This is a genomic window from Mycobacterium sp. SMC-17 (assembly GCF_045310915.1).
GTDB lineage: Bacteria > Actinomycetota > Actinomycetes > Mycobacteriales > Mycobacteriaceae > Mycobacterium.
Genome location: NZ_JBJIAK010000029.1, coordinates 47,746 through 69,997, shown reverse-complemented (window position 1 = coordinate 69,997; position 22,252 = coordinate 47,746). Strand labels below are relative to the sequence as shown.

The 22,252-nt window shown below is 67.1% G+C and carries 23 protein-coding genes and 1 riboswitch; of the genes, 10 read left to right on the top strand and 13 right to left on the bottom strand.

All coding sequences use genetic code 11. From position 1 onward, the window contains the following. Positions 1 to 21: 21 nt before the first annotated feature. From ACJH7A_RS18890 to ACJH7A_RS18880, 3 genes are read right to left on the bottom strand one after another with little or no spacing between them, the layout of a single operon-like run. Positions 22 to 1,128: an NDMA-dependent alcohol dehydrogenase gene (locus tag ACJH7A_RS18890; RefSeq protein ID WP_406802527.1), complete on the bottom strand. Its 1,107-nt coding sequence runs from the start codon at positions 1,126 to 1,128 to the stop codon at positions 22 to 24. A 13-nt stretch (positions 1,129 to 1,141) separates the two neighbouring features. Then, positions 1,142 to 2,077: an alpha/beta hydrolase gene (locus ACJH7A_RS18885; RefSeq protein ID WP_073695905.1), complete on the bottom strand. Its 936-nt coding sequence runs from the start codon at positions 2,075 to 2,077 to the stop codon at positions 1,142 to 1,144. 9 nt (positions 2,078 to 2,086) lie between these two features. Then, entirely contained in the window at positions 2,087 to 3,568 is a 1,482-nt protein-coding gene (locus ACJH7A_RS18880; protein ID WP_406802533.1) for a flavin-containing monooxygenase, read from the bottom strand. A 136-nt stretch (positions 3,569 to 3,704) separates the two neighbouring features. On the opposite strand from ACJH7A_RS18880, the gene ACJH7A_RS18875 reads away from it, so the two are divergent. Next, on the top strand, positions 3,705 to 4,964 hold the full coding sequence (locus ACJH7A_RS18875) for a CdaR family transcriptional regulator (protein WP_073695907.1): 1,260 nt from the start codon (positions 3,705 to 3,707) through the stop codon (positions 4,962 to 4,964). A 3-nt stretch (positions 4,965 to 4,967) separates the two neighbouring features. Here ACJH7A_RS18875 and ACJH7A_RS18870 read toward each other — a convergent pair whose 3' ends face one another. Together ACJH7A_RS18870 and ACJH7A_RS18865 are read right to left on the bottom strand one after the other, a co-directional pair. Continuing rightward, positions 4,968 to 6,095 carry a sensor histidine kinase gene (locus ACJH7A_RS18870; protein WP_406802526.1) on the bottom strand — a complete coding sequence of 376 codons (1,128 nt, stop codon included), beginning with the start codon at positions 6,093 to 6,095 and terminating at the stop codon, positions 4,968 to 4,970. Next, positions 6,092 to 6,814, bottom strand: coding sequence for a response regulator transcription factor (locus ACJH7A_RS18865; RefSeq protein ID WP_406802525.1), 723 nt, complete (start codon positions 6,812 to 6,814; stop codon positions 6,092 to 6,094). Before ACJH7A_RS18865 ends, ACJH7A_RS18870 begins: the two co-directional genes overlap by 4 nt. Before the next feature lie 153 nt (positions 6,815 to 6,967). Here ACJH7A_RS18865 and ACJH7A_RS18860 point away from each other — a divergent pair, with 153 nt between their 5' ends. Genes ACJH7A_RS18860 through ACJH7A_RS18850 form a run of 3 tightly spaced genes read left to right on the top strand, consistent with a single transcriptional unit; the run spans position 6,968 to position 8,170 of the window. Beyond that, positions 6,968 to 7,426 carry a DM13 domain-containing protein gene (locus ACJH7A_RS18860; protein WP_318987316.1) on the top strand — a complete coding sequence of 153 codons (459 nt, stop codon included), beginning with the start codon at positions 6,968 to 6,970 and terminating at the stop codon, positions 7,424 to 7,426. After that, complete coding sequence (locus ACJH7A_RS18855; protein WP_406802524.1) at positions 7,426 to 7,923, top strand: hypothetical protein; 498 nt, start codon at positions 7,426 to 7,428, stop codon at positions 7,921 to 7,923. Before ACJH7A_RS18860 ends, ACJH7A_RS18855 begins: the two co-directional genes overlap by 1 nt. A gap of 1 nt (position 7,924) precedes the next feature. Further along, complete coding sequence (locus tag ACJH7A_RS18850; protein ID WP_406802523.1) at positions 7,925 to 8,170, top strand: hypothetical protein; 246 nt, start codon at positions 7,925 to 7,927, stop codon at positions 8,168 to 8,170. Between the two features lie 20 nt (positions 8,171 to 8,190). On the opposite strand, the gene ACJH7A_RS18845 is transcribed toward ACJH7A_RS18850, so the two are convergent. The 4 genes from ACJH7A_RS18845 to trpS form a co-directional block, all read right to left on the bottom strand. After that, positions 8,191 to 9,282 carry an NmrA family NAD(P)-binding protein gene (locus ACJH7A_RS18845; RefSeq protein ID WP_406802522.1) on the bottom strand — a complete coding sequence of 364 codons (1,092 nt, stop codon included), beginning with the start codon at positions 9,280 to 9,282 and terminating at the stop codon, positions 8,191 to 8,193. A gap of 67 nt (positions 9,283 to 9,349) precedes the next feature. Then, a complete protein-coding gene (locus tag ACJH7A_RS18840) occupies positions 9,350 to 9,790 on the bottom strand; it encodes a MarR family winged helix-turn-helix transcriptional regulator (RefSeq protein WP_212806702.1) in 441 nt (146 codons plus the stop codon). Between the two features lie 51 nt (positions 9,791 to 9,841). Then, positions 9,842 to 10,870 (bottom strand): inner membrane protein YhjD, encoded by a 1,029-nt coding sequence (yhjD, locus tag ACJH7A_RS18835; protein ID WP_406802521.1) that lies wholly within the window; start codon positions 10,868 to 10,870, stop codon positions 9,842 to 9,844. 75 nt (positions 10,871 to 10,945) lie between these two features. Next, on the bottom strand, positions 10,946 to 11,974 hold the full coding sequence (gene trpS / locus ACJH7A_RS18830) for a tryptophan--tRNA ligase (RefSeq protein ID WP_406802520.1): 1,029 nt from the start codon (positions 11,972 to 11,974) through the stop codon (positions 10,946 to 10,948). A gap of 155 nt (positions 11,975 to 12,129) precedes the next feature. Here trpS and ACJH7A_RS18825 point away from each other — a divergent pair, with 155 nt between their 5' ends. Then, a complete protein-coding gene (locus ACJH7A_RS18825) occupies positions 12,130 to 13,137 on the top strand; it encodes an SIS domain-containing protein (protein ID WP_406802532.1) in 1,008 nt (335 codons plus the stop codon). Between the two features lie 21 nt (positions 13,138 to 13,158). On the opposite strand, the gene ACJH7A_RS18820 is transcribed toward ACJH7A_RS18825, so the two are convergent. Next, the gene (locus ACJH7A_RS18820; RefSeq protein WP_406802519.1) at positions 13,159 to 13,581 is read right to left on the bottom strand and encodes a MarR family winged helix-turn-helix transcriptional regulator; all 423 of its coding nucleotides are present in this window, start codon (positions 13,579 to 13,581) and stop codon (positions 13,159 to 13,161) included. Between the two features lie 51 nt (positions 13,582 to 13,632). Here ACJH7A_RS18820 and ACJH7A_RS18815 point away from each other — a divergent pair, with 51 nt between their 5' ends. Together ACJH7A_RS18815 and fdxA are read left to right on the top strand one after the other, a co-directional pair. Beyond that, positions 13,633 to 14,265 (top strand): TIGR03086 family metal-binding protein, encoded by a 633-nt coding sequence (locus ACJH7A_RS18815; RefSeq protein ID WP_406802518.1) that lies wholly within the window; start codon positions 13,633 to 13,635, stop codon positions 14,263 to 14,265. Between the two features lie 81 nt (positions 14,266 to 14,346). Beyond that, positions 14,347 to 14,688, top strand: a complete 342-nt coding sequence (fdxA, locus tag ACJH7A_RS18810; RefSeq protein ID WP_406802517.1) for a ferredoxin — start codon at positions 14,347 to 14,349, stop codon at positions 14,686 to 14,688. A gap of 187 nt (positions 14,689 to 14,875) precedes the next feature. Here the strand turns inward: fdxA and ACJH7A_RS18805 are convergent, their stop codons facing one another. Next, positions 14,876 to 15,679 (bottom strand): exodeoxyribonuclease III, encoded by an 804-nt coding sequence (locus ACJH7A_RS18805; protein WP_406802516.1) that lies wholly within the window; start codon positions 15,677 to 15,679, stop codon positions 14,876 to 14,878. A gap of 96 nt (positions 15,680 to 15,775) precedes the next feature. Continuing rightward, positions 15,776 to 18,013, bottom strand: a complete 2,238-nt coding sequence (locus tag ACJH7A_RS18800; protein ID WP_212806709.1) for an NADP-dependent isocitrate dehydrogenase — start codon at positions 18,011 to 18,013, stop codon at positions 15,776 to 15,778. Between the two features lie 260 nt (positions 18,014 to 18,273). Beyond that, a riboswitch (SAM riboswitch) is annotated at positions 18,274 to 18,394 on the top strand. A gap of 120 nt (positions 18,395 to 18,514) precedes the next feature. On the opposite strand from ACJH7A_RS18800, the gene ACJH7A_RS18795 reads away from it, so the two are divergent. From ACJH7A_RS18795 to ACJH7A_RS18785, 3 genes are read left to right on the top strand one after another with little or no spacing between them, the layout of a single operon-like run. Then, complete coding sequence (locus ACJH7A_RS18795) at positions 18,515 to 19,852, top strand: bifunctional o-acetylhomoserine/o-acetylserine sulfhydrylase (RefSeq protein WP_064857305.1); 1,338 nt, start codon at positions 18,515 to 18,517, stop codon at positions 19,850 to 19,852. Beyond that, entirely contained in the window at positions 19,849 to 20,988 is a 1,140-nt protein-coding gene (locus tag ACJH7A_RS18790) for a homoserine O-acetyltransferase (RefSeq protein WP_061004893.1), read from the top strand. The genes ACJH7A_RS18795 and ACJH7A_RS18790 overlap by 4 nt, the downstream gene beginning before the upstream one ends. Continuing rightward, positions 20,985 to 21,701 carry a class I SAM-dependent methyltransferase gene (locus tag ACJH7A_RS18785; protein WP_061004895.1) on the top strand — a complete coding sequence of 239 codons (717 nt, stop codon included), beginning with the start codon at positions 20,985 to 20,987 and terminating at the stop codon, positions 21,699 to 21,701. The genes ACJH7A_RS18790 and ACJH7A_RS18785 overlap by 4 nt, the downstream gene beginning before the upstream one ends. Here ACJH7A_RS18785 and ACJH7A_RS18780 read toward each other — a convergent pair. Continuing rightward, positions 21,698 to 22,207 carry a helix-turn-helix domain-containing protein gene (locus ACJH7A_RS18780; protein WP_133428142.1) on the bottom strand — a complete coding sequence of 170 codons (510 nt, stop codon included), beginning with the start codon at positions 22,205 to 22,207 and terminating at the stop codon, positions 21,698 to 21,700. The two genes, ACJH7A_RS18785 and ACJH7A_RS18780, sit on opposite strands and share 4 nt — an antisense overlap. Positions 22,208 to 22,252: the final 45 nt, after the last annotated feature.

Sequence of the window (22,252 nt, the reverse complement as noted above, 5' to 3'; positions counted from 1 at the left end):
CCAAGCTACAACCCGGTTCGGTCAGTGCACGATGATCCCGCGAATGTTCTTGCCCTCACGAAGGTCCTGGTAGCCCTGGTTGACCTCTTCGAGGGTGTACCTCGTGGTCACCAGGTCATCGAGCTGGAGCTGCCCGTCGTTGTAGAGCCGGAGCAGGCGGATGATGTCGTACTGCGGGTTCGCCGAGCCGAACAACGAGCCACGGATCGTCTTCTCGAACAACGTCAGCTCCAGGCCTGAGACATGAATGGTGAGTTTCTCGGGGTTGGCCATACCGATGACGACGACGGTGCCGCCCTTGCCGATGGCGCTGAACGCCGACGTGACGACGTCCTCGTCGACCGTGCCGACGCAGATGATGGCCTGGTCGGCGCCCTGGCCCCACGACAGTTCGTTGATCTTCTCGGCCGCGGCCTCGGCGCTCGCAAACACATGTGTCGCACCGAATTTCAGCGCGGTGTCCCGTTTGAAGGCCACGGGATCCACGGCCACAATGTATTTCGCCCCGGCATGGGCCGCGCCCTGGACGGCGTTGATGCCGATACCGCCGATGCCGTACACGACGGTGATGTCGCCCGGACGCACATTCCCGGCGTAGGTGGCGCCGCCCCACCCGGTCGGCACACCACAGCCCACGAGCACGGCGGTCTCCAACGGCAGCCAGTCGTCGACCTTGACCACCGAGTGCTGCGAGATGGTGGCCTTCTTGGCGAACGTCCCCAGCATGCACATGGCGCCGAAATCCTTGCCGCCCTTGTGGAATCGGAACGAGCCGTCGGGCATGGAGCCTTCGAGAATGGTGGCTCCCATGTCGCACAGGGCCTGCCGGCCGGTCGAGCAGTACCGGCAGTGGCCGCAGCTCGGGATGAAGCTGCACACGACGTGGTCGCCGGGCTTGACCTTGGTGACGCCGGGGCCGACGTCCTCGATGATGCCGGCGCCCTCGTGCCCGCCGACGATGGGATAGCGGGGCGGCAGGTCACCGTCGGACAGGTGCAGGTCGGAGTGACACAGTCCCGCGGCGGTGTAGTTGATCAGCACCTCGCCGGGGCCGGGGCCATCGAGATCGAGTTCCATGATCTCAAAGGGCTTGCCCGGCTCCAGGAGTACGGCTGCGGTGGTCTTCATCGATCAATTCCTTTCAGGCAGAGTGGGTTTCGTACAGGTGGCCTTGTGTCGGCGCCAGATCGCGCTTGAGGAAGTCGAGCTGGTCGGCCAGAGCCCGCTGTTGCCAGGGACCGTCGTAGAAGTCGAGATGGTCGGTGGGGTACTCCCGCAGCTGCGCCCAGTACCCGGCGCGACGGGCCGCCTTCCGCGCCGCGACCGCCGGCGCGATGCGGTCGTCGGTGCCGGGCTGCACGAGAATCGGACAGTTCAACTTGCCGGCCTTCGTGATCGGTCGGTTGAACGCGACGCCGAGGGCGTGCCGGCCGCGCACCTCGTTGCGCCACGTCGGCCCGGCGACGGGCAGCCAGGCCTCCTCCGATCCCGACGTCGCGATCACCGCGTTCGATCCGGGCTGCCCGACCACCGGCACCATGTGCGCGGGCCGCCCGAGCGCGCTGCCGATCACGTCCCGCAGGGCGTTGACCGTCGAGCGCACCAGGTAGCCGGTCCCGCAGGTACGACGCAGATGCGCCAGCGTGGCGACACCGTCGACTGCCGGATTCATCGAGATGACGGCCGCGACGCGCTGATCGCGAGCTGCGACAGCGATGACGTGACCGCCCGCGTACGACGTGCCCCACAGCACGATGCGGTCCGGGTCCACCCCGGGCAGGTGCCGCGCCGCGGCGATGGCGGCATGGTAGTCCTGCCGCTGGCGAGGAATCGAAATGTCCTGCCGGGGAACGCCTTCGGACTCACCGAACCCGCGGTAGTCGAACACCAGAACATCCAGCCCGGCGGCGGCGAAGGGCTCGGCGAAGCCGAGCAGCGCGGTGTCCTTGGTCCCACTGAAGCCGTGGGCCATCACCACGCACGGCCGGCCGGACTCACCGGCCAGCGCGTCGGTGGCGGCGGTCAGATGCCAAGCGGCGCAGCGCACCCCGTGGCTGTAGAAGTAGAGCTGTTTCATGATGATCCTTTACGACGCGAACGCGACAGACTTGACGGATGAGAACCGCAGGCCCGGGTCTTCGATGTCGCCGTTGCGCAACCGCTCGGCGTCCATCTCGTAGGCGTGCTTGACCAGCCACGAACCGCTGTCGCCGCTGCGGGGGAACTGCTGGATTCCGCGCTGGACGTAGCCCGACGACAGGTCCATCAGCGGGCCACGCTCCATGTCGGGGTTCTCGACCACGGGGACGACGACGTCGTGCCCGTGGGCCTCCATGTGGTCCAGCAGTCGGCAGAAGTGCTCGCAGACCAGGTCGACCTTGAGGGTCCAGGCGATGTTGGTGTACCCCATCGCGAATGCCATGTTGGGCACGTCGGAGATCATCATCGCCTTGTAGACGGTGTGGTCCGGCATGCTGAGTACCTGATCGTCAACGCTCAGCGCGATCTTCCCGAACGCCGACATGTTCAAACCCGTTGCGGTGACGATGATGTCGGCCTCCAGCTCCTGGCCGGATTTCAGCAGGATGCCGCGCTTGGTGAACCGCTCGATCTGGTCGGTAACCACCGATGCCTTGCCGGCCTTGACCGCCTTGAACAGATCGCCGTCGGGCACCATGGCGAGGCGCTGCTCCCACGGGTTGTAGCGCGGCGTGAAGTGCGTATCGACGTCGAAGCCCTTGGGTAGCTGCCGGGCGACGTTGGCGATCAACAGCTTTCGCATGGTCTTCGGGTATTTCTGGCACAGCTTGAACAGCCCACGGCTGGTCGCGATGTTCTTGCGCCGCACGATCGGGAACGCGCGCTCGTGGCCCAGCACCTTGTTGAGCGCGTTGGTGATCGGATCGGCCGCCGGCACCGACAGCACATAGCTCGGGGACCGCTGCAGCATGGTGATGTGAGCGGTCTTGTCCGCCATCGACGGGATCAGCGTGACAGCCGTTGCGCCACTACCGATCACGACGACCTTCTTGCCGGCGTAGTCCAGGTCCTCCGGCCACAGCTGCGGATGGATCACCGGGCCCTCGAAGTCGTCCTTGCCGGGGAAGTCGGGAATGAAGGGCTTTTCGTAGTCGTAATATCCGGTGCCCAGGAACAGGAAGCGGCCGGTGAAGGTCGTCGTCTCGTCGCCGTGCGTGGTGGTGACGGTCCAGCGCCCGGTGTCCGAGTCGAAGTTCGCGTTCTGCACGTGCTGGCCGAATCGGATGTGCTCGTCGATCCCGTTCTCGTCGACGGCCTGCTGCAGGTAGTCCAGGATGATGTGGCCGTCGGCGATGGACTTGCGGTGTGTCCACGGCTTGAAGCCGAAGCCGAAGGTGGGCATGTCGGAGTCCGAGCGGATGCCGGGATACTTGTGCAGGCTCCAGGTGCCGCCGATGGCGTCGCGCCCCTCGATGATCAGGAACGACGTACCCGGGCGGTTCGCCTTCAGGTGGTACGCCGCGCCGATGCCGGAGATACCCGCTCCGATGATCAACACATCGACATCGCGCGTCTCGGACCGCTTCATTGAGGTGGACACTGTGACTCCTGATCGGTTGGAGGTGATGGTGTGATGGCACTAACGCTATGGATGTTGCGACACACAGCACAGGTGCGACGGCCCAGTACTCACGCAGTGATATGTGCAGGCGCATACTGCGTTGATGGCCGCTGAGACCCCATCACCTGAGGTCATCAACCTCATGGGAGACGTCGCCGAACTGATGCTGGCCGAGATCGACGACCTGGTCGCCGAGATGGACGCCGCCGAGGTCGCGCTGACCCCCGCCGCCGGGTCCGACGCGGCCGTGCTGGCGGACACCTCGGCCAGTAACCGCGCCAACGCAGCCCGGCTGCTGTCGATGTACGCCCGCCGCGAGGCCAAGATGGCGGCCATCGACATCCCGCCCGAGGCCCTCGATGTCGCCCGCACGGTTGCCCGGCGCGGCATGGACCTCGACGTGATCTTCCAGTCCTACCGGCGCGGCCAGAACGTGGCGTGGCGGCGCTACATGGCGCACGCCACCCAGCTCGTGCCGTCCGGCCCGCTGCTGATCGAGCTGCTGGAAGTGGCGTCGGGGCGCATGTTCGAGTACGTGGACCACGTCGTCGCCAACGTCATCGCCGCGGCGCAACGCGAGCGGGAGGAGGTCCTCGGCGGGGCCATCGCCCGCCGCGCCGAGACCATCAGGCTCATCCTCGACGGCGCCGCCATCGATGCGGCGCGAGCCGGCGAACGCCTGGGGTACGACCTGCGTCAGCGCCACACCGCGCTGGTGCTGTGGACGCCACCGCACGGCGACGTGCAGGGCGCGCTGGAATCGGCGGCGGCTGTGCTGGCGCGAGCCGCGGGCACGCGTCCGCCGCTGACGCTGTCCGTCGGCCCGTCGACGTTGTGGGCCTGGCTGGGCAGCACCAACGAGCCGGCCGTCGACTCCCTATCTGACGCAATCAACCAGGCGCAGAACCATATTCGCGTCGCGGTGGGACCGACCCGGCCGGGCATCGCCGGCTTCCGCCGCTCCCACGAGGCGGCGGTGTCCATCCAGAGTCTGCTCGCCGGGCACCCCGGTGGCGCACGCGTCGCGCTGTTCCGTGACCTGGAGGTCACGGCGCTGGCGGCCCAGAATGCCGACCGCGCAGCCGAATTCGTCGCCGCCACACTGGGCCCGCTCGCCGAGGACACGTCGGCGGCGGCCCGCCTGCGCGATACCCTGCGCGTCTTCCTCGACGAGGCCGACAACGCGCCGCGCGCCGCCAGCCGGCTGCACACCCACCGCAACACCGTGCTGCAGCGCGTGGCCCGCGCGACCGAGCTGCTCGGCTACCAGCCGGGCGAACGGCGCCTGGCCATGGAACTGGCACTGGAACTGGCGCACCAGCTCGGTCCCAGGGTGCTCACCGCGGGTCCGCCCGACGCCTGACGATCACGCCGTCGGCAGCGTCACATCCAGCCGGAACCCGCCGGGCACGTGGGCAGCGGAAACCTCGCCGCCGTGCGCCTCGACGATGCCCCGCACGATGGCCAGGCCGATGCCGGCGCCCGCCCCACCGTCTTCCGGGGTGCGGGCCGCGGTGCCACGCCAGCCCATGTCGAACATCCGGCCCAGATCCTGGGACTGCACGCCTGGTCCCTGGTCCAGCACCGTGAGCACAATCCGGTCGCCGTCGAGCCGCTGCGCCGAGACCTCGATCTCGGAGTGCTCCGGCGCATGCCGAATGCTGTTGACCAACAGGTTCGCCACCACCCGGGACAGCTCTCCGGCGTCAGCATGCAGCACCGCGTCGGCCATCCCCGCGTGGGTGATGCGGATGCCGCGGGTGGCCGCGAGGGCCTGCATGTCGGACACGACATCGGAGACGAGGTCGAGGAGCACCACCGGCTCCTTGCTGAGCTTGAGCATGCCGCTCTGGATCTTGGACAGCTCGAACAGCCCGTCGACCATGCCGTTGACCGCATCCACCTGATCGCGGATCTGGCGGATGTAGTCCGCCGGCTCGTCGACCACGCCTTCCTCGAGCGCCTCGGCCATCGCGCGCATACCGGCCAGCGGCGTCCGCAGATCATGCGAGACCCAGGCCACCAGCTGACGGCGCGACGCGTCGAGTTGCTCGACCTCGGCGCGGGCCGCCGCCAGCTGCGCGGACGACTGCGCGAGTTGGCTGGACAGTTCGGCGAATTCGCGCGAACTGTCGACGTCCGCCGTGACGACCTCGCCGCTGCCGATCTGCCGGGCCGCGCGTTGCAGCCGGGCCAGTGACCGCCGCAGCCGTCGCAGCATGAACCCGGCGGCCAGGCCGGCCATGAGCGCCGAGATGGCGAGCACCGCCAGCAGCACCTGTAGGTCGTGCGACGACAGGTACATCTCGATCGAGATCGCCACCGTGGAGGCGACGATCGCGACGATCGTCGCGCCGATCAGCGCCGCCACGTGCGTCCCGATGGAGCCGCGCCGATTCAGCTGCATGACGAGAACCGCCGCGCCGGTGGCCACCGACGTACAGATCAGGGCCGTCACCGCGATGATGACGAGGTCCGTCGCGCCGAGGATCATGCCGACCGCCCCGATGGCGTGAACCGGTACCCCGTGCCCCACTCGGTGCGCAGGTAGACGGGGTCACGTGGGTCGGCTTCGATCTTCTCGCGGAGCCGCCGGATGTGCACGGTGACCGTCGACGCGTCGCCGGCACTCCAGCCCCACACTTCGCGCAACATCTCATCACGGGAAACCACACGGTCGGGGTTCTTGAGGAGGAACAGCAGCAGTTCGTATTCGCGTCCGGTCAGTTCGACATCGGCGCTGCCGCAGGTGATCCGGCGCATCGTGGGGTCGATGCGGAACCGGCCGACGACGAACGGAGCGAGCGGCGACTGGTGGGAGACCCTGTGCCGCAACAGTTTCGAGATGCGTAGTTGCAGCTCACGCAGCGCGAAGGGCTTGGCGAGGTAGTCGTCGGCACCGAGTTCGAGGCCGTCGATCCGGTGACCGCTCGCCCCGAGGGCGGTCAGCATGATCACCGGAACGTCGGAGCGGCTGCGGATGTCGCGCAGCAGGTCGTCGCCGGACAGCCCAGGCAGCATGCGGTCGAGCACGAGTACGTCGGGTGTCGAGCGCTGCACGGCGTCGCGCGCGGTTTCCCCGTCGGAGAACTCGTCGATCCGAAAACCTTTGGCGCGCAGGTACGCCGCCACCGCGGTCCGCACCCGCTGGTCGTCTTCGACCAGCACGACGTGCGCTCCGCCGCCGTTGTCGGAGCTCACGGGCGCATCCATGTCGCACCTCTCATGGTGCTGAGCCTAGACAGCGGGCCGGGTATCGGGCTGATTCTTACGGTTCTGAAATCTTTGTCGAACGCCCGCCGGGCGCTCCCTAACTTCGTCGGCGACGGGGTGATCGGCACCCCACGACGCTCGAAGGAGTTCCACATGGTCATCAAGCCGATCGCAGCGACAGCAGCTGCGGTGTTCGCACTGACGCTCACCGCGTGCGGTGCGAACGAGATGAAGTCGGCCGGTTCGTCGAGCCCCGCCAGTTCCGCGATGTCGTCCACCATGACCTCCGCGATGGCCACCGCGAGCTCCGCCGCGCGCACGGGTCATTTCACCGGCCTCAATGGCAAGCACGTCGCCGGCACGGCGACCGTGACCGGCATGAATCTGGAGTTCGCGGAATTCTCGTCCGACGAGGGCCCGGACCTGCACGTGTACCTGACGAAGGGGTCCACCGAGTCCGATGTCGCGGCGGGTAAGGAGATCGCCGCCATCAAGTTCGACCAGGCGACGCAGTCGTTCCCGCTGTCCGGCATCGACACCATGGGTTACACCACCGTCGTCATCCACTGCGACAAGGCGAAGGCAGTCTTCGGCGCTGCCTCCCTCATGTGATGTCCGATCTGATGACCACCCGCGCACTGAACACGCGCGACCGCGCCGACCTGGCCGCGTCGATACTCTTCGGCGCGGTCCGGGTCGGGCTGGGACTGCTGTGGCTTCATGAGGGCTATGTGAAGTTCCGGGCTCACTTCGGGCGTGCGGACATCCTGCTGGTCGTCGACGGCGCGTCAGCGAATTCGCGTGTGCCGGAATACTTTCGCTTCGTCGCCGAGCACCTGTTGCGGCCGACGGCCGACCTCGCCGGCGTCATGACCCCGCTGACCGAAGTGACACTGGGTCTGGTTCTGATCCTCGGTGTGTTCAGCACGCTGTCCGCCGTCGCCTCGGCGGGCTTGCTGGCCGTCTACTGGAGCTCGGACCAACTCATCGCCCAATATCCGATCATGGCGCTGCTGAGCGTGGGCGTCCTTGTCGGACAGGGTTATTCGAACCGCTGGTCGATCATGGCGCTGGTGCGCCGGCGACCGGCCCACCAGGAAGTGGGATGACATGAAAGCAATACTCATCGGGTCGGGCATGGCGGCGCTGGCTGCCGTCGTGATGCTGCACGCGCCGACGGCATCGGCAGCGTCGGCCGAAGGGGCCGTCAACGACCTGCGGGCCGCGGGGTATCTGGTGCAACTCAATCAGACACCCACGGCACCGCTGACGGCCTGCACGGTCGGTGGCGTGCGCACGCTGGAGGGCGGCACCCCGTCGGCTCTCGTCGACATCGTGTGCCCCGACGGCTGCTGACGGCGGCGTGCCGACCGGGATCAGAGCTTTCCGGTGCGCAGGTCCTGGCTGCTCTTCAGCACAGCCGAGTCCAGAGTCCAGTTCTCCGGCTGGACGCGTTCCCAGAGGCTGCCTTTCCCGGTCGCCCTGCCGAGTTCGTCTTCGCGTCTGAACCACTGCTCAGCGGTGCGAATCCGGTTCGGGTGGATGTCGTCCAGCAGCGCGTAATCCCGCGTGATGATGCCGTCTTTCCACAGATTCCAGAAGCCGGTGAAGTTGTCGCGAAATGTCATGGTGCTCGGGTCATTCGGGTCGGCGTTGTATCCGGCAGGGCTGTCGGCGACGCCCCCGAGCGGCCCGCGCCAGTACGCGTCCATGTCGGTGTCGACGTATCGGGCGGGGTGCCCGGTGACCGCCTCGAATGCCCGGGCAAGTTCGTGATACGGGATGTGGTCGATGGCCACCTCGAGGTCCATGCCGTTGGAGCGGTCGGTGTTGTCGAAGAGCCAGCGGACGTAGTAACCGCAATCCTCGAGTGAGACATGGGGCACCGCACCGTCGCCGAGTGGTACCCGCCAGGTGACGACGCCGTCTTCCACGCTGGGTGCCATGGGCGTCAGGGGTGAGATCGTCATCTCGATGTACGGCCCCGATGTGAAGATGGCGGCGCCCATCCGAGCCGAATTCACCTGATTTTGCAGCAGGATCCATTCGGCGATGCGGCCCTTGCCGTCGTAGTGGCCGGCGCGGTACCTGGAGTCGTAGCCGGCCTTCTTGAGTGCGTAGTCGAGGTTCCCGTAGACGAAGAATCGGATGCCTTCTTCGATGGCGATCTCGTAGGCGCGGATGGCCCAGTACATCTCGGTCTTCTCACCGGCGTTGAATCCGTCGATGTTGATGAACGCACCGTCGCATCCGCGGAAGCCTTCTCGCAGCATGTTTTCGTCGGTGAAGGTGCCTTCGAGCGCCGAGACGTTTCCCAGCTCGAGCAACGATTTGGCCCGCGCACTCGTGGCGTCGCGAGTGAGGAAGCGGACGGAGTACTTTCCGTCCGCGACGAGGTCGCGGACGATCGGGTTGCCCTGGGCCCCGGTCGCGCCGATCATGAAGATCTTCGAGGTGGGATGTGACATGACAGCTCCTCTATTTGATGTATATACAACGTTGGGATCGCGGGAATGAGCCGAACCCCACCGATTGCTAGTCGCCGGGCGGCAGACCGATACTGGTCGCCAGGGTCCGGACCGCCTTGACGCCGCCGGCACCCATCAGCTCGGCGGCCTCCTGTTGCGCCTGCCGCCATGCCGGCAGCACGGTCTCGATCTTCTTGCGGCCCGATCCGGTCAGCGCGACCTCACGCACCCCTTTGGCGTTCGCAGAGACCGCCTCCACCCAGCCGTGCTTCATCAACAGACTCAGGTTGCGGCTGACGGTCGACCGCTCCAGCTGCAGCACCTCACCGATCCGGGCCGGCGAGCAGGGCCCCACCTTCCCCAGCGCCGCCATGAGATTGATCTGGGCGATGCTGACGCCGTGCTCCTCGAGGGCATGGTCGTACAGACTCGTCACCGCCCGGCCGAGCAGCCGGACGCGAACCGCCAGGCAATTACTGACGATCTCATCGACAGCGGCGTGGACCATGCCACCAGTGTTGCATATACACCATCGGTCGGCAACGAGCCGCCGGCGCAACTATCCCCTGCGGCGTCGCACCAGGCGCGAAAGACCCAGCCCACCAAGCAGGCCCACAGCCGCGCCGACCACTGCGCTGTTCGCGTCGACGCCCTCGCGCTCGCGGTAGCGGGTGACGATCGCAGCTGGTCCGGGCGGCGCCACCGGCGCCAGCGCCATCGTGTCCGCGGCGGTCGCCGCCCACGCGGTCGAGAACAGGATCAACCGCGCGGTGATGTACGCGAACACCATCAGGCCCAGCACGGGACCGAACGTCGCGCCCGCCGGCCCGTGCATGACGGTCCGCAGATAGATCGACGCGACCTGCTTGAATAACTCGAAGCCCACCGCGGCGATCAGGGCAGCCCGAGCCGAGCTGCGCAGGCTGACCTTCTCGCGGGGCAGCCGCGCGATGATCCAGGTGAACATCAGCCACGCCACGAGGAACGACACCGCCAACGACGCCACCCGCAGCAGCACGCCGAGGCCGGGCACGTGCCCGACGCCGAACCAGTGCAGGACCGTCGTCATCAATCCGGTGTCGCCCAGGGCGGTCAGGCCGATGGTGATGACGATGGCGATGAACGCCGAGATCAACGCCAGCAGGTCGGACAGCTTGGTGCCCAGCCAGCCATCGGGTTCGCTCTGCTGCTCCCACATCTCGGTGAGGGCCTTGCGCAGGTTCGCCATCCAGCCCAGGCCGGCCCACGCCGCGGTCGCCAGGCCGATGACGCCGACCGAGGTGCGCGATTTCACGGCCGAGTCCATCAGCCCGACCAGCTGGTTACCGAAGTCGCCCGCGACCGCGGAGCGGATGTGCACCTCGAGTTCGGCCAACAGGTCGGGGCGGGATGCCAGCACGAAGCCACCCACCGCGAAACCGACCATGAGCAGTGGGAACAGCGCGAACACCGTGAAGTACGTGATGCCGGCGGCGTAAAAGTCGCCGTTGCAGGACTCGTAGCGGTCCTGGGCCCGCATGATCCGATCCAGCCACGGATGCCGCTGACGCAGTCGGTCGAGTAGGCCCGGCTGGTCCGAGTCGGTCATTTTCGGCAAACCCCCTTGTCTGCCGAAAAGCCTAGTAGGCGACGCCGGCGGTGTCCCGGCGCGGCGCCGGCAATCTCAGCGCAAACGCGGCAGCAGGCCCAGCCGGTCGTTGACGCGCTGCAGCGTCTTGAACGCCACCTGCTCGGCGCGCTCGGCACCGGCAGCCAGCACCGATTCGAGCTCGGCCGGGTCGGCGAGCAGCTCGTCGACCCGGTTCTTGATCGGGGTGACGTACTCGACGACGGCCTCGGCCGTTTCCTTCTTGAGGTCGCCGTAACCGCGTCCTTCGTACCCGGCCACCAGGGCGTCGACGGCGTTTCCGGTGACCGCCGACTGGATGGTCAGCAGGTTGGAGATGCCGGGCTTGGCCTCGGTGTCGAACCGGATTTCGCGCTCGCTGTCGGTGACCGCGGAGCGAATCTTCTTGGCGCTCTTGGCCGGATCGTCGAGCAGATTGATCAGCCCGGCGTCGGTCGCGGCCGACTTGCTCATCTTGGCGGTCGGGTCCTGCAGGTCGTAGATCTTGGCGGTGGCCTTCGGGATCATGGCCTCGGGCACCACGAAGGTGTCAGGGAAGCGCGCGTTGAACCGCTGGGCGAGGTCACGGGCCAGTTCCAGGTGCTGACGCTGGTCCTCACCGACGGGCACCAGGTCGGTGTCGTACAGCAGGATGTCGGCGGCCATCAGCACCGGATAGGTGAACAGGCCGACTGTCGTGGCGTCGGCGCCCTGCTTCTGCGACTTGTCCTTGAACTGCGTCATCCGCGAGGCCTGACCGAAGCCGGTGAAGCAGCCCAGCAACCACGCCAGCTGGGTGTGCTCGGCGACGTGGCTCTGCACGAACACCGTGCTGCGGGCCGGGTCGATACCGAGCGCGAGGTACTGCGCGGCAGTCACCAGCGTACGACGACGCAGCGTCTCCGGGTCCTGCGGGACGGTGATGGCGTGCAGGTCGACGACGCAGAAGAACGCGTCATAGCCGTCCTGCAGGTGGGCCCAGTTCTGCACCGCGCCCAGGGCATTGCCCAGGTGAAGCGAGTCGGAAGTGGGCTGTGCCCCGGAAAAGACGACGCGCTTGTCCGCGCCTGCACCGCTGTTGCTCATGATGTGTTCGATTTTCGCACTGCCGTCATCCGGTTTTGTCCGGGGCTGTCCATGCCGTGTGCCGTGCCGTCGAGCCGACTCAGCGACTACTACTGAATTGTGCCGCCAACAAGGAGAAGACGATGAGTGCCGATCAGACGATCCCCGGCCACCTGATGGCCGCCGAAATCGTCGAACAGCCGCAGGTCTGGCGCCGGCTGCTCGACGAAGGCCGCGAACCGATCCGCGCCGCGGCCGCCCAGATCGCCGCGACCTCGCCCCGATTCGTGCTGTTCGTGGCGCGGGGCACCAGCGACCATGCCGCGCTGTACGCCAAGTACCTGGTGGAGATCAACCACGGGCTGCCCGCGGGCCTGGTGTCACCGTCGACCATGACGGTTTACGGAGCTCGGCCCGACCTGCGCGATGTGCTCTACATCGCGGTGAGCCAGTCCGGCGGTTCTCCGGACCTGGTGCGTTCTGTAGAGGTCGCGCGCTCTCAGGGCGCGCTGACCGTCGCGGTCACCAACAACGCGGCATCTGACCTGGCTGCGGCAGCGGCGATCCACATCGACGTGCTTGCCGGTGCCGAGAAGTCGGTGGCAGCGACCAAGTCCTACACGGCGGAGCTGCTCGCGCTGCAACTGCTGCTGGGCGGCGACCGCGACGGCGTCGACGCACTGCCCGATCTCGGCGAGCAAGTCCTGACCTTCGACGCGCTGGTCCGCGAGGTGGCGCAGCGCTACCGGTTCGCGCAGCGACTCATCGCGACCGGCCGCGGCTACTCCTACCCCACCGCCCGCGAGGCCGCGCTCAAGCTGATGGAGACGTCTTACCTTTCCGCACAGGCGTTTTCGGGAGCCGATCTGCTGCACGGCCCGCTCGCCACCGTCGACCCTCAGGTGCCGGTGCTCGCGGTCGTACCGGAAGGAGCCGGCGGGCAGGCCATGGCGCCGGTACTAGAACGGCTCGCCGAGCGTCACGCCGACGTCTTCGGTGTCGGAGACCCAGCGGCGCTGGCCGGACTGGCCGGCGGCATCGCGCTACCGAGCGGCGTCAGCGACGAGCTGTCCCCGCTCTTGGAAATCCTTCCGCTGCAACAGCTTGCGCTGCATCTGGCGCTCGCCCGCGGTGGTGACCCCGATCAGCCACGCGGCTTGCGGAAGGTCACGGAGACGCTGTGACACTGGTCGCCGACGGCGTGGTCAGTGCGGCGTCGGCGTCAGGCGTTGCAGCACTTTGAGGAAGACGCGCCGTTCCTCGGCACTCAGCTCACCGAGCCAGCGCTCCTCACCGTGGTGAATGTCGGCCTGCACCGCGTCTTTGAGGCGGCGCCCGGCGGTCGTGATCGACAGGAGCCGGACCCGGCGGTCGTCGGGGTCGGGTGTGCGCTCGATGTAGCCGCGGTCCTGCAGATCGTCGAGCGTGCGGATGATGCGGGTCTTGTCGGCGCCGATCGCCTGCGCCAGCACGGCCTGCGACCGCATCGGCGTCTCATCGAGCGCCACCAACACGACGTATCCCCACATGCTCACGCCGTGCTTGTCGAGGATGGGCTGTTCGGCAGCCATCAACTCGCGCAGCAGCGGCGCGAGCATCGCAGCAAGGTCAGGGCGCTTGGCCGGCATCCGATCATCGTAGGCATTGCCATATCGTATGCATGTGCTTACGATCAGCTCATGCCTACAGTTTCCACTGATCTCCTCAGTACCCATCGCCGCGCCATCCTTGCCTCCGTCGACGTCGTCAACACCGTCAGGCTTGCCGACCTTCGGCGCCCGACACCCTGTGCCGCTTGGGATTTGGCCGACCTTCTTGCTCACATGACGGTCCAGCACCGCGGGTTCGCCGCCGCCGCGCGTCGGGGTGGCCAGGACCTCGCGCTATGGAATCCGGCTTCTTGTCGCGACACGCACGACCCGGTAGGCGACTACGCCGCAGCCGCCCATGATGTGGTGGATGCGTTCGCCGCCGCGGACCCCGACAGTCAGTTCGCCCTGCCGGAACTCGGCACGTCGGTACCGGCGGAGATGGGGATCGGCTTCCACCTGATCGATTACGTCGTGCATGGCTGGGACGTCGCCGCCAGTCTGGGCGTCCCCTTCGCGCTGCCCGACGACGTCATTGCCACTGCGCTCCCTCTGGCTCTGGCCGTGCCCGACGGGGACTTCCGCAGCATGCCCGATGCGCCGTTCGGTCCGGCCCAAGCAGGTGACAGCGCAACGGATTTCGACCGGCTGCTGCGTCATCTCGGGCGCGACCCGCAGTGGGGCGATGCGGTCGGCCACGAGCCACTCCGTCCCATCCAGTAACAGATTGGGGACTTCCGGCCCTGTTATCAGTAACTTTCGGCCACTGAGGTCAAGCGTTCCGTCATCGATACCGTCCGTTGTATGACTTACGTAATCGGACGAGAATGCGTTGATGTCACGGACATGTCGTGCGTGCAGGAGTGCCCGGCCGACTGCATCTACCAAGGCGATCGGGCGCTCTACATCAACCCGCGGGAATGTGTGGATTGCGGTGCCTGCAAGCTGGCTTGCCGAGTCGATGCGATCTATTACGACGCCGACCTGCCCGACGACCAGCTCGCGTACCTCGCCGACAATGCCGCATTCTTCGATGAGGTACTCCCCGGACGCGACGCGCCCCTGGGCTCGCCCGGCGGCGCCAGTGCGATCGGTCGTGTCGGAGTGGACACCCCGCTGGTGTCGGCTCTACCCCTTCGGAGCTGAGCCCGCCACACCATCGTCGATATCGCGGTTGCACCCCGATCGGCGTGTCGCCGCTTCCTGGGACGTGTGCGATCTGAACCTGTCAGCATCGGCTGACACAGTCAGCACATGGTGACAATGTCAGCCGAAGCTGACGACTCCGGGCGCGGACTGTTGCAGGAGGCCGGTCACCGAACCGGCCGCAAGATCAGCTGTACTCGACCGTCACCGGCGCGTGGTCCGACCAGCGCAGCGCATACGCCGCGGCCCGTTCCACCCGCGCCGCAACGGCTTTGGGCGCCAGTTTTGCGTTGGCCAGGTGGTAGTCGATGCGCCACCCGGCGTCGTTGTCGAACGCCTTGCCGCGCCATGACCACCAGCTGTACGGCCCGGCGACGTCCGGGTGCAGCTCGCGCACCACGTCCGTCCAGCCGGAGGCCATCAATTCGGCCAGCCACTGCCGCTCACTCGGTAGGAACCCGGACTTCTTGACGTTGGCCTTCCACGCCTTCAGGTCCAGCTCCGTCGCGCAGATGTTCCAGTCGCCGCAGATCACCACATCGCGGCGCTTGCGGGTCAGCTCGGCCATGCGGCCGGCGAGCGCCACCATGAAGCGCTCCTTCTCCACCTGCTTGTCGGTCTCGGCCTCACCGGTGGGCACATACACACTGGCGACCGTCACACCGTCGGTGTCGACCTCCACATACCGCCCGTGCGCGACGAACTCGCAGTCCGGACTCAGCCCCACCCGCACCGCGGTGATCGGCGCCCGCGACAACACCGCCACTCCGTTGCGGCCCTTGGCGGACGGTTCGGCCGACGCCAGCTGCCATCCCGCGTCGAGAGCCGGCGCCAGGGCCTGCGTCAGCTGCGTGTCGTCGGCCCGGGTCTCCTGCAGGCAGATGACGTCGGACTTGGTGTCCTTCAGCCACGGCAGCAGCCCGAGGTTCTCCGCCGAGCGCTCTTTGACCGCGGCGCGGATGCCATTGACGTTGATGGTGGTGACGATCACGAAGCAGAACCTTAACGTCGGGGTACGACAGGCCGGAAACGACGAACGTGAGCTTGGGTGCCAAAAATCGACACCCAAGCTCACGTTCGAGGTGAATTACTCCTGGGCGGAAGCCAGCGCGGCGTTGAAGGTGGCGCTCGGCCGCATCACCGCCGAGGTCTTCTCCGGGTCCGGGTAGTAGTAGCCACCGATGTCGGCCGGGCTGCCCTGTGCCGCAGCCAGTTCCGCGACGATCTTCTCCTCGTTCGCGGCCAGCGTCTTGGCCAGCGGAGCGAACTTGGCGGCCAGCTCGGCGTCCTCGGTCTGCTCGGCCAGGGCCTGCGCCCAGTACATGGCGAGGTAGAACTGGCTGCCGCGGTTGTCCAGCTCACCGGTGCGCCGCGACGGACTCTTGTTCTCGTCCAGCAGCTTTCCGGTGGCGGCATCCAGCGTCTTGGCCAGCAACAGAGCCTTGGCGTCGTCGGTCTTGTTGCCCAGGTCCTCGAGGCTCGCGCCCAGGGCCAGGAACTCACCCAGCGAATCCCAGCGCAGGTGGTTCTCCTCGACCAGCTGCTGCACGTGCTTCGGCGCCGAACCGCCGGCGCCGGTCTCGTACAGGCCGCCGCCGGCCATCAGCGGCACGATCGACAGCATCTTGGCGCTGGTGCCCAGTTCCAGGATCGGGAACAGGTCGGTGAGGTAGTCGCGCAGGATGTTGCCGGTCGCGGCAATGGTGTCCTGACCGCGCATGGCCCGCTCGATGGTGTGCCGCATGGCGCGTTCCTGCGACATCACCTGGATGTCGAGGCCCTCGGTGTCGTGATCCTTGAGGTAGGTCGCGACCTTCTTGCGCAGCTCGGCCTCGTGCGGACGCTCCTGGTCCAGCCAGAACACCACGGGCATGCCGGAGAGCCGGGCGCGGGTGACGGCCAGCTTGACCCAGTCGCGGATCGGCGCGTCCTTCACGACGGGCATGCGCCAGATGTCGCCTTCTTCGACGTTCGTGGTGAACAGCACCTCACCGGTGTCGATGTCGACGATGTTGGCGGCGCCGTCCTCCGGAATTTCGAAGGTCTTGTCGTGGCTGCCGTACTCCTCGGCCTTCTGCGCCATGAGACCGACGTTCGGCACGGTGCCCATGGTCCGCGGGTCGAACTGGCCGTGCGTCTTACAGAAGTTGATGATCTCCTGGTACATCCGGGAGAACGTCGACTCGGGGTTGACGGCCTTGGTGTCCTTGAGCTTTCCGTCGGCGCCGTACATCTTGCCGCCGAGCCGGATCATGGCCGGCATCGAGGCGTCGACGATGACGTCGGACGGCGAGTGGAAGTTCGTGATACCGCGGGCCGAGTCGACCATGGCCAGCTCGGGACGGTGCTCGTGGCACTTGTGCAGGTCGTCGACGATCTCGTCGTGCAGCGACTTGGGCAGCGTCGAAATCTTGTCGTACAGGTCCGAGAGACCGTTGTTGACGTTGACGCCCAGCTCGTCGAAGAGCTTCTGGTGCTTGGCGAATGCGTCCTTGTAAAAGATGCGTACGGCGTGGCCGAACACGATCGGGTGGCTGACCTTCATCATGGTCGCCTTGACGTGCAGGGAGAACATGACGCCCGTCTTGTAGGCGTCCTCCATCTGCTCCTCGTAGAACTGGATGAGCGCCTTCTTGCTCATGTACATCGAGTCGATGATGTCGCCGGCGTCGAGCTTGACCTCGGGCTTGAGCTCAATTGTCTTGCCGGACTTGGTCTTCAGGACCATCTTCACGCGGCGGTCCTTGTCGAGCGTCATGGACTGCTCGCCGTGGTAGAAGTCGCCGGTCTTCATGGTGGCGACGTGCGTGCGGGAGGCCTGCGACCACTCGCCCATGCTGTGCGGGTGCTTGCGGGCGTACTCCTTGACCGCCTTCGGGGCACGACGGTCCGAGTTGCCTTCGCGCAGAACGGGGTTCACCGCGCTGCCGAGACACTTGCCGTAGCGATCCTTGATCGCCTTTTCTTCGTCGGTCTTCGGGTCGCCCGGGTAGTCGGGCAGGTTGTAGCCCTTCTCCTTGAGCTCCTTGATCGCGGCGACGAGCTGCGGCACCGAGGCACTGATGTTGGGCAGCTTGATGATGTTGGTGTCGGGCTCCTGCGTCAGCCGGCCCAGCTCACCCAGGTTGTCGGGGACCTTCTGCTCATCGGTCAGGTAGTCGCTGAACTCGGCGAGGATGCGGGCCGCCACCGAGATGTCACTGGTCTGGACGTCGATACCGGCGGCGCCGGCGAAGGTGCGGACGACCGGCAGGAAGGCGTACGTCGCGAGCAGCGGCGCCTCGTCGGTCAACGTGTAGATGATGGATGGTTTCTCGCCACTCATGGTCACTCTCCCGGCGTCACGGACGGTACGTACGAAAATCTATGTCGAGTCCGGCGTCTGCACATGACTACCCCGTCGCACGACGGTTACGAAACTACCGTGACCGGCGGGGCGAGTTTCCGGTGGTCCGGTCTGTCATGCACAGATCTGGATCGATACCGACAGGCTGCGCGAAGCGGACCGACGACGACACGCCGTGTCCCGCCCACCGGACGGCACCAGCTAGCAGTTGCCCGGCCTCGTGAGTTACCCTCGAGTCCGGTCATGAGTGCCAGCGTCAAGCCCCGGCTTGCTGGCCGGCAACCCTCCATCCGCGGTGGGGTGCCCCGGGAGACGACCAGGTTGAGCAGCCGTACATCGGCTGCGAGGCAAGCGCGGGTCCGCCACCACGGACCCGGATGACTGGGTGAGTGGAGGCTTCCTATGCGTCGCTGTCTGTGATTCGTGCGAGTTCGCGCACCCCTTCGTCGTACCTAAAAACTCACAGGAGACACCCCTAACATGACCACTGAGGCCATCGACCCCACCGCGCGCTGGAGCTTCGAGACGAAGCAGATCCACGCAGGTCAGAGCCCCGATAGCGCGACCAATGCCCGGGCGCTGCCGATCTACCAGACGACGTCGTACACGTTCCGCGACACCGACCACGCCGCCGCCCTGTTCGGGCTGGCCGAGCCGGGCAACATCTACACCCGCATCATGAACCCGACCACCGATGTGGTCGAGCAGCGCGTCGCCGCTCTCGAGGGTGGCGTGGCCGCGCTGTTCCTGTCGTCCGGGCAGGCTGCCGCGACCTTCGCGATCCTCAACATCGCCGGCACCGGCGACCACGTGGTGGCCTCGCCGCGGCTGTACGGCGGCACCTACAACCTGCTGCACTACACGCTGCCCAAGCTCGGCGTCGAGGTCAGCTTCGTGGCGGACCCCGACGACCTCGACTCGTGGCGCGCCGCCGTCCGGCCGAACACCAAGGCGTTCTTCGCGGAGACCATCTCCAACCCGAAGATCGACATCCTGGACATCCCGGGTGTCTCGGGCGTCGCCCACGACAACGGCGTGCCACTGATCGTCGACAACACCGTCGCCACCCCGTACCTGATCCAGCCGCTGGCCCACGGCGCCGACATCGTCGTGCACTCGGCCACCAAGTACCTGGGCGGGCACGGCTCGGCGATCGCCGGCGTCATCGTCGACGGTGGCACCTTCGACTGGACCAACGGCAAGTTCCCCGGGTTCACCGAGCCCGACCCGAGCTACCACGGTGTGGTGTTCGCCGACCTGGGCGCACCGGCCTACGCGCTCAAGGCGCGCGTGCAGTTGCTGCGTGATCTGGGCAGCGCCGCCGCCCCCTTCAACTCCTTCCTCATCGCGCAGGGATTGGAAACGCTGTCTCTGCGCGTTGAACGCCATGTGTCCAACGCGCAGAAGGTCGCCGAGTACCTCGAGGGCCGCCCGGACGTGCTCTCGGTGAACTACGCCGGCCTGCCGTCGTCCCCGTGGTACGAGCTGGGCCGCAAGCTGGCCCCCAAGGGCACCGGTGCGGTGCTGTCGTTCGAACTGACCGGCGGTGTCGAGGCGGGCAAGGCGTTCGTGAACGCGCTGACCCTGCACAGCCACGTCGCCAACATCGGTGATGTCCGCTCGCTGGTGATCCACCCCGCGTCGACCACGCACCAGCAGCTGACCGCCGACGAGCAGCTGGCCTCCGGAGTCACCCCGGGCCTGGTGCGGCTGGCTGTCGGCATCGAGGGCATCGAAGACATCCTCGCCGACCTGGAGCAGGGCTTCGCTGCTGCTGGATCGGTGGGGGGTGCCGACCGAAAGGCGGCCTTGGTGTGACGATTATCGACGTGCCCGTGTCTGACATCTCCGCAGCGCCGCTGCTGCCTGCCGAAGGCGAGACCGGTGTGGTGAACATCGGCTCGCTGACGCTGGAGAGCGGCATCGTGCTGCCCGACGTGTCCATCGCGGTGCAGCGCTGGGGTGAGCTGTCCCCCGCCGCCGACAACGTCGTGATGGTGCTGCACGCGCTGACCGGTGACTCCCACGTCACCGGGCCGGCCGGGCCGGACCATCCGACGGGCGGCTGGTGGGACGGCGTCGCCGGTCCCGGTGCCCCGATCGACACGGACCGCTGGTGCGCCATCGCCACCAACGTGCTCGGCGGCTGCCGCGGCTCGACGGGTCCCAGCTCGCTCGCTCCCGATGGAAAGCCCTGGGGCTCAAGGTTTCCCACCATCACCGTGCGCGACCAGGTGAACGCCGACCTGGCGGCGCTGGCCGCCCTCGGCATCACCCAGGTGGCCGCGGTCGTCGGTGGCTCGATGGGCGGCGCGCGGGCGCTGGAATGGCTTGTGGGACACCCCGACACGGTGCGGGCCGGGCTGGTGCTGGCGGTCGGCGCCCGGGCCACCGCCGACCAGATCGGCACGCAGTGCGCGCAGGTCGCGGCCATCAAGGCCGACCCGAACTGGGCCGGCGGCGACTACTACCTGACGGGACTCACCCCGGACGACGGCATCCAGATCGCCCGCCGGTTCGCGCACCTGACGTACCGCGGCGAGAAGGAACTCGACGACCGGTTCCGCAACACCGCGCAGAACCACGAAAAGAGTTCCAGCGACGGCCTTTACGCGGTCGAGAGCTACCTGGAGTACCAGGGCCGCAAGCTGGCCGCACGGTTCGATGCGGGCACGTATGTGGCACTGACGGATGCGCTGAGCAGTCACGATGTCGGGCGCGGACGCGGCGGGGTCGCGGCGGCCCTGCGGTCCTGTCCGGTGCCGGTGATCGTCGGCGGCATCACGTCCGACCGGCTGTATCCCATTCGGCTGCAGGAGGAACTGGCCACGCTGTTGCCGGGTTGCCCGGGCCTCGAGGTCATCGAGTCCGACTACGGCCACGACGGTTTCCTGGTCGAGACCGACAAGGTGGGCCTGCTGATCCGCCAGACCCTGGACTTGGCGTCCCGGTGACGGGCGAACGCTCGCTGTCCTTCGGGGAGCAGGCCGCCGCGTACGAACGCGGACGGCCGTCCTATCCGCCGGAGTCCATCAATTGGTTGCTGCCCGCGGGGTCCGTCGATGTCCTCGACCTCGGCGCCGGTACCGGCAAGCTGACCGTCCGGCTGGCCGAGCGCGGCCTGGCGGTCACTGCCGTCGACCCGATCCCCGAGATGCTCGAGGTACTCAGCGGGTCGTTGCCGTCGGTGCCGGCGCTGCTCGGCACGGCCGAGGAAATCCCGTTGCCGGACAACAGTGTCGACGCGGTCCTGGTGGCGCAGGCCTGGCACTGGTTCGACCCGGAACGGGCCGCGGCTGAAGTGGCACGGGTGCTGCGACCGGGCGGCCGGCTGGGTCTGGTCTGGAACATCCGCGACGAGCGGCTGGGCTGGGTCAAGGAGTTGAACCGCATCATCGGCTGCGAGCACGACCCGTCTGCCGACTCCCTGTGCGGCGACTTCACCGACATCGAGACCCACCGCTTCGAGTGGACGAGTTACCTTACGCCGCAAGCGCTTCTGGACCTCGTCGCGTCCCGGAGCTACTGCATCACCTCGCCCGCCGACGTACGCCGCAAGGTGCTGGGCGAGGTACGCGAGCTGCTCAGCACGCATCCGGCGCTGGCCAGCAGCACCGGATTGGCGTTGCCGTACGTCACGCACTGCGTGCGGGCGACGCTGGCCTAGGCGCCCGGTTCACCGGGAGCCAGAAAACCTCCGATCACCGCGGTGCCCGGGCCGACGCGCGCACCAGGCCCGGGTACCGCGGTCGTCGACAGCGCCCCGAGTTCCCCGCCGCATTCGGCACAGACGGCCTTTGCCGTTGTGACACAGCCGCATTCATCGTGAACCAGCAGCGCCGGGGGCCCGCCCTCGCCGGCCGTCCACTTGTCACCCCACGCGAGCAGGGTCGCGATCACCGGATAGAGGTCGCGTCCCTTGTCGGTGAGGACGTACTCGAAACGCGGAGGCGCACTTTGGTATTGGCGCCGTGTCACGATCGCGTGGCGCTCCAGGTCCTCCAACCGCGCGGCCAGCACGTTCGATGCGATGCCGAGATCACGACGGATGTCTTCGAACCGGGCCATCCCCGCGAACAGGTCCCGCAGCACCAGGGCCGTCCACCGTGGGCCCACGATGTCGAGCGTCCGCGCGATCGAGCAGGAGATGTCGCCGAAGGACTGTTTGGACACTGCACAAGCGTAGTCCATTGCTTTCTGCAATGGACTCTGAATGAG

What these genes read in the sequence shown, in the direction of transcription:
- ACJH7A_RS18890 (WP_406802527.1), bottom strand. Translation starts at nt 1,128, where the DNA reads ATGAAGACCACCGCAGCCGTACTCCTGGAGCCGGGCAAGCCCTTTGAG.
- ACJH7A_RS18885 (WP_073695905.1), bottom strand. Translation starts at nt 2,077, where the DNA reads ATGAAACAGCTCTACTTCTACAGCCACGGGGTGCGCTGCGCCGCTTGG.
- ACJH7A_RS18880 (WP_406802533.1), bottom strand. Translation starts at nt 3,568, where the DNA reads ATGAAGCGGTCCGAGACGCGCGATGTCGATGTGTTGATCATCGGAGCG.
- ACJH7A_RS18875 (WP_073695907.1), top strand. Translation starts at nt 3,705, where the DNA reads ATGGCCGCTGAGACCCCATCACCTGAGGTCATCAACCTCATGGGAGAC.
- ACJH7A_RS18870 (WP_406802526.1), bottom strand. Translation starts at nt 6,095, where the DNA reads ATGATCCTCGGCGCGACGGACCTCGTCATCATCGCGGTGACGGCCCTG.
- ACJH7A_RS18865 (WP_406802525.1), bottom strand. Translation starts at nt 6,814, where the DNA reads ATGGATGCGCCCGTGAGCTCCGACAACGGCGGCGGAGCGCACGTCGTG.
- ACJH7A_RS18860 (WP_318987316.1), top strand. Translation starts at nt 6,968, where the DNA reads ATGGTCATCAAGCCGATCGCAGCGACAGCAGCTGCGGTGTTCGCACTG.
- ACJH7A_RS18855 (WP_406802524.1), top strand. Translation starts at nt 7,426, where the DNA reads ATGTCCGATCTGATGACCACCCGCGCACTGAACACGCGCGACCGCGCC.
- ACJH7A_RS18850 (WP_406802523.1), top strand. Translation starts at nt 7,925, where the DNA reads ATGAAAGCAATACTCATCGGGTCGGGCATGGCGGCGCTGGCTGCCGTC.
- ACJH7A_RS18845 (WP_406802522.1), bottom strand. Translation starts at nt 9,282, where the DNA reads ATGTCACATCCCACCTCGAAGATCTTCATGATCGGCGCGACCGGGGCC.
- ACJH7A_RS18840 (WP_212806702.1), bottom strand. Translation starts at nt 9,790, where the DNA reads ATGGTCCACGCCGCTGTCGATGAGATCGTCAGTAATTGCCTGGCGGTT.
- yhjD (WP_406802521.1), bottom strand. Translation starts at nt 10,870, where the DNA reads ATGACCGACTCGGACCAGCCGGGCCTACTCGACCGACTGCGTCAGCGG.
- trpS (WP_406802520.1), bottom strand. Translation starts at nt 11,974, where the DNA reads ATGAGCAACAGCGGTGCAGGCGCGGACAAGCGCGTCGTCTTTTCCGGG.
- ACJH7A_RS18825 (WP_406802532.1), top strand. Translation starts at nt 12,130, where the DNA reads ATGGCCGCCGAAATCGTCGAACAGCCGCAGGTCTGGCGCCGGCTGCTC.
- ACJH7A_RS18820 (WP_406802519.1), bottom strand. Translation starts at nt 13,581, where the DNA reads ATGCCGGCCAAGCGCCCTGACCTTGCTGCGATGCTCGCGCCGCTGCTG.
- ACJH7A_RS18815 (WP_406802518.1), top strand. Translation starts at nt 13,633, where the DNA reads ATGCCTACAGTTTCCACTGATCTCCTCAGTACCCATCGCCGCGCCATC.
- fdxA (WP_406802517.1), top strand. Translation starts at nt 14,347, where the DNA reads ATGACTTACGTAATCGGACGAGAATGCGTTGATGTCACGGACATGTCG.
- ACJH7A_RS18800 (WP_212806709.1), bottom strand. Translation starts at nt 18,013, where the DNA reads ATGAGTGGCGAGAAACCATCCATCATCTACACGTTGACCGACGAGGCG.
- ACJH7A_RS18795 (WP_064857305.1), top strand. Translation starts at nt 18,515, where the DNA reads ATGACCACTGAGGCCATCGACCCCACCGCGCGCTGGAGCTTCGAGACG.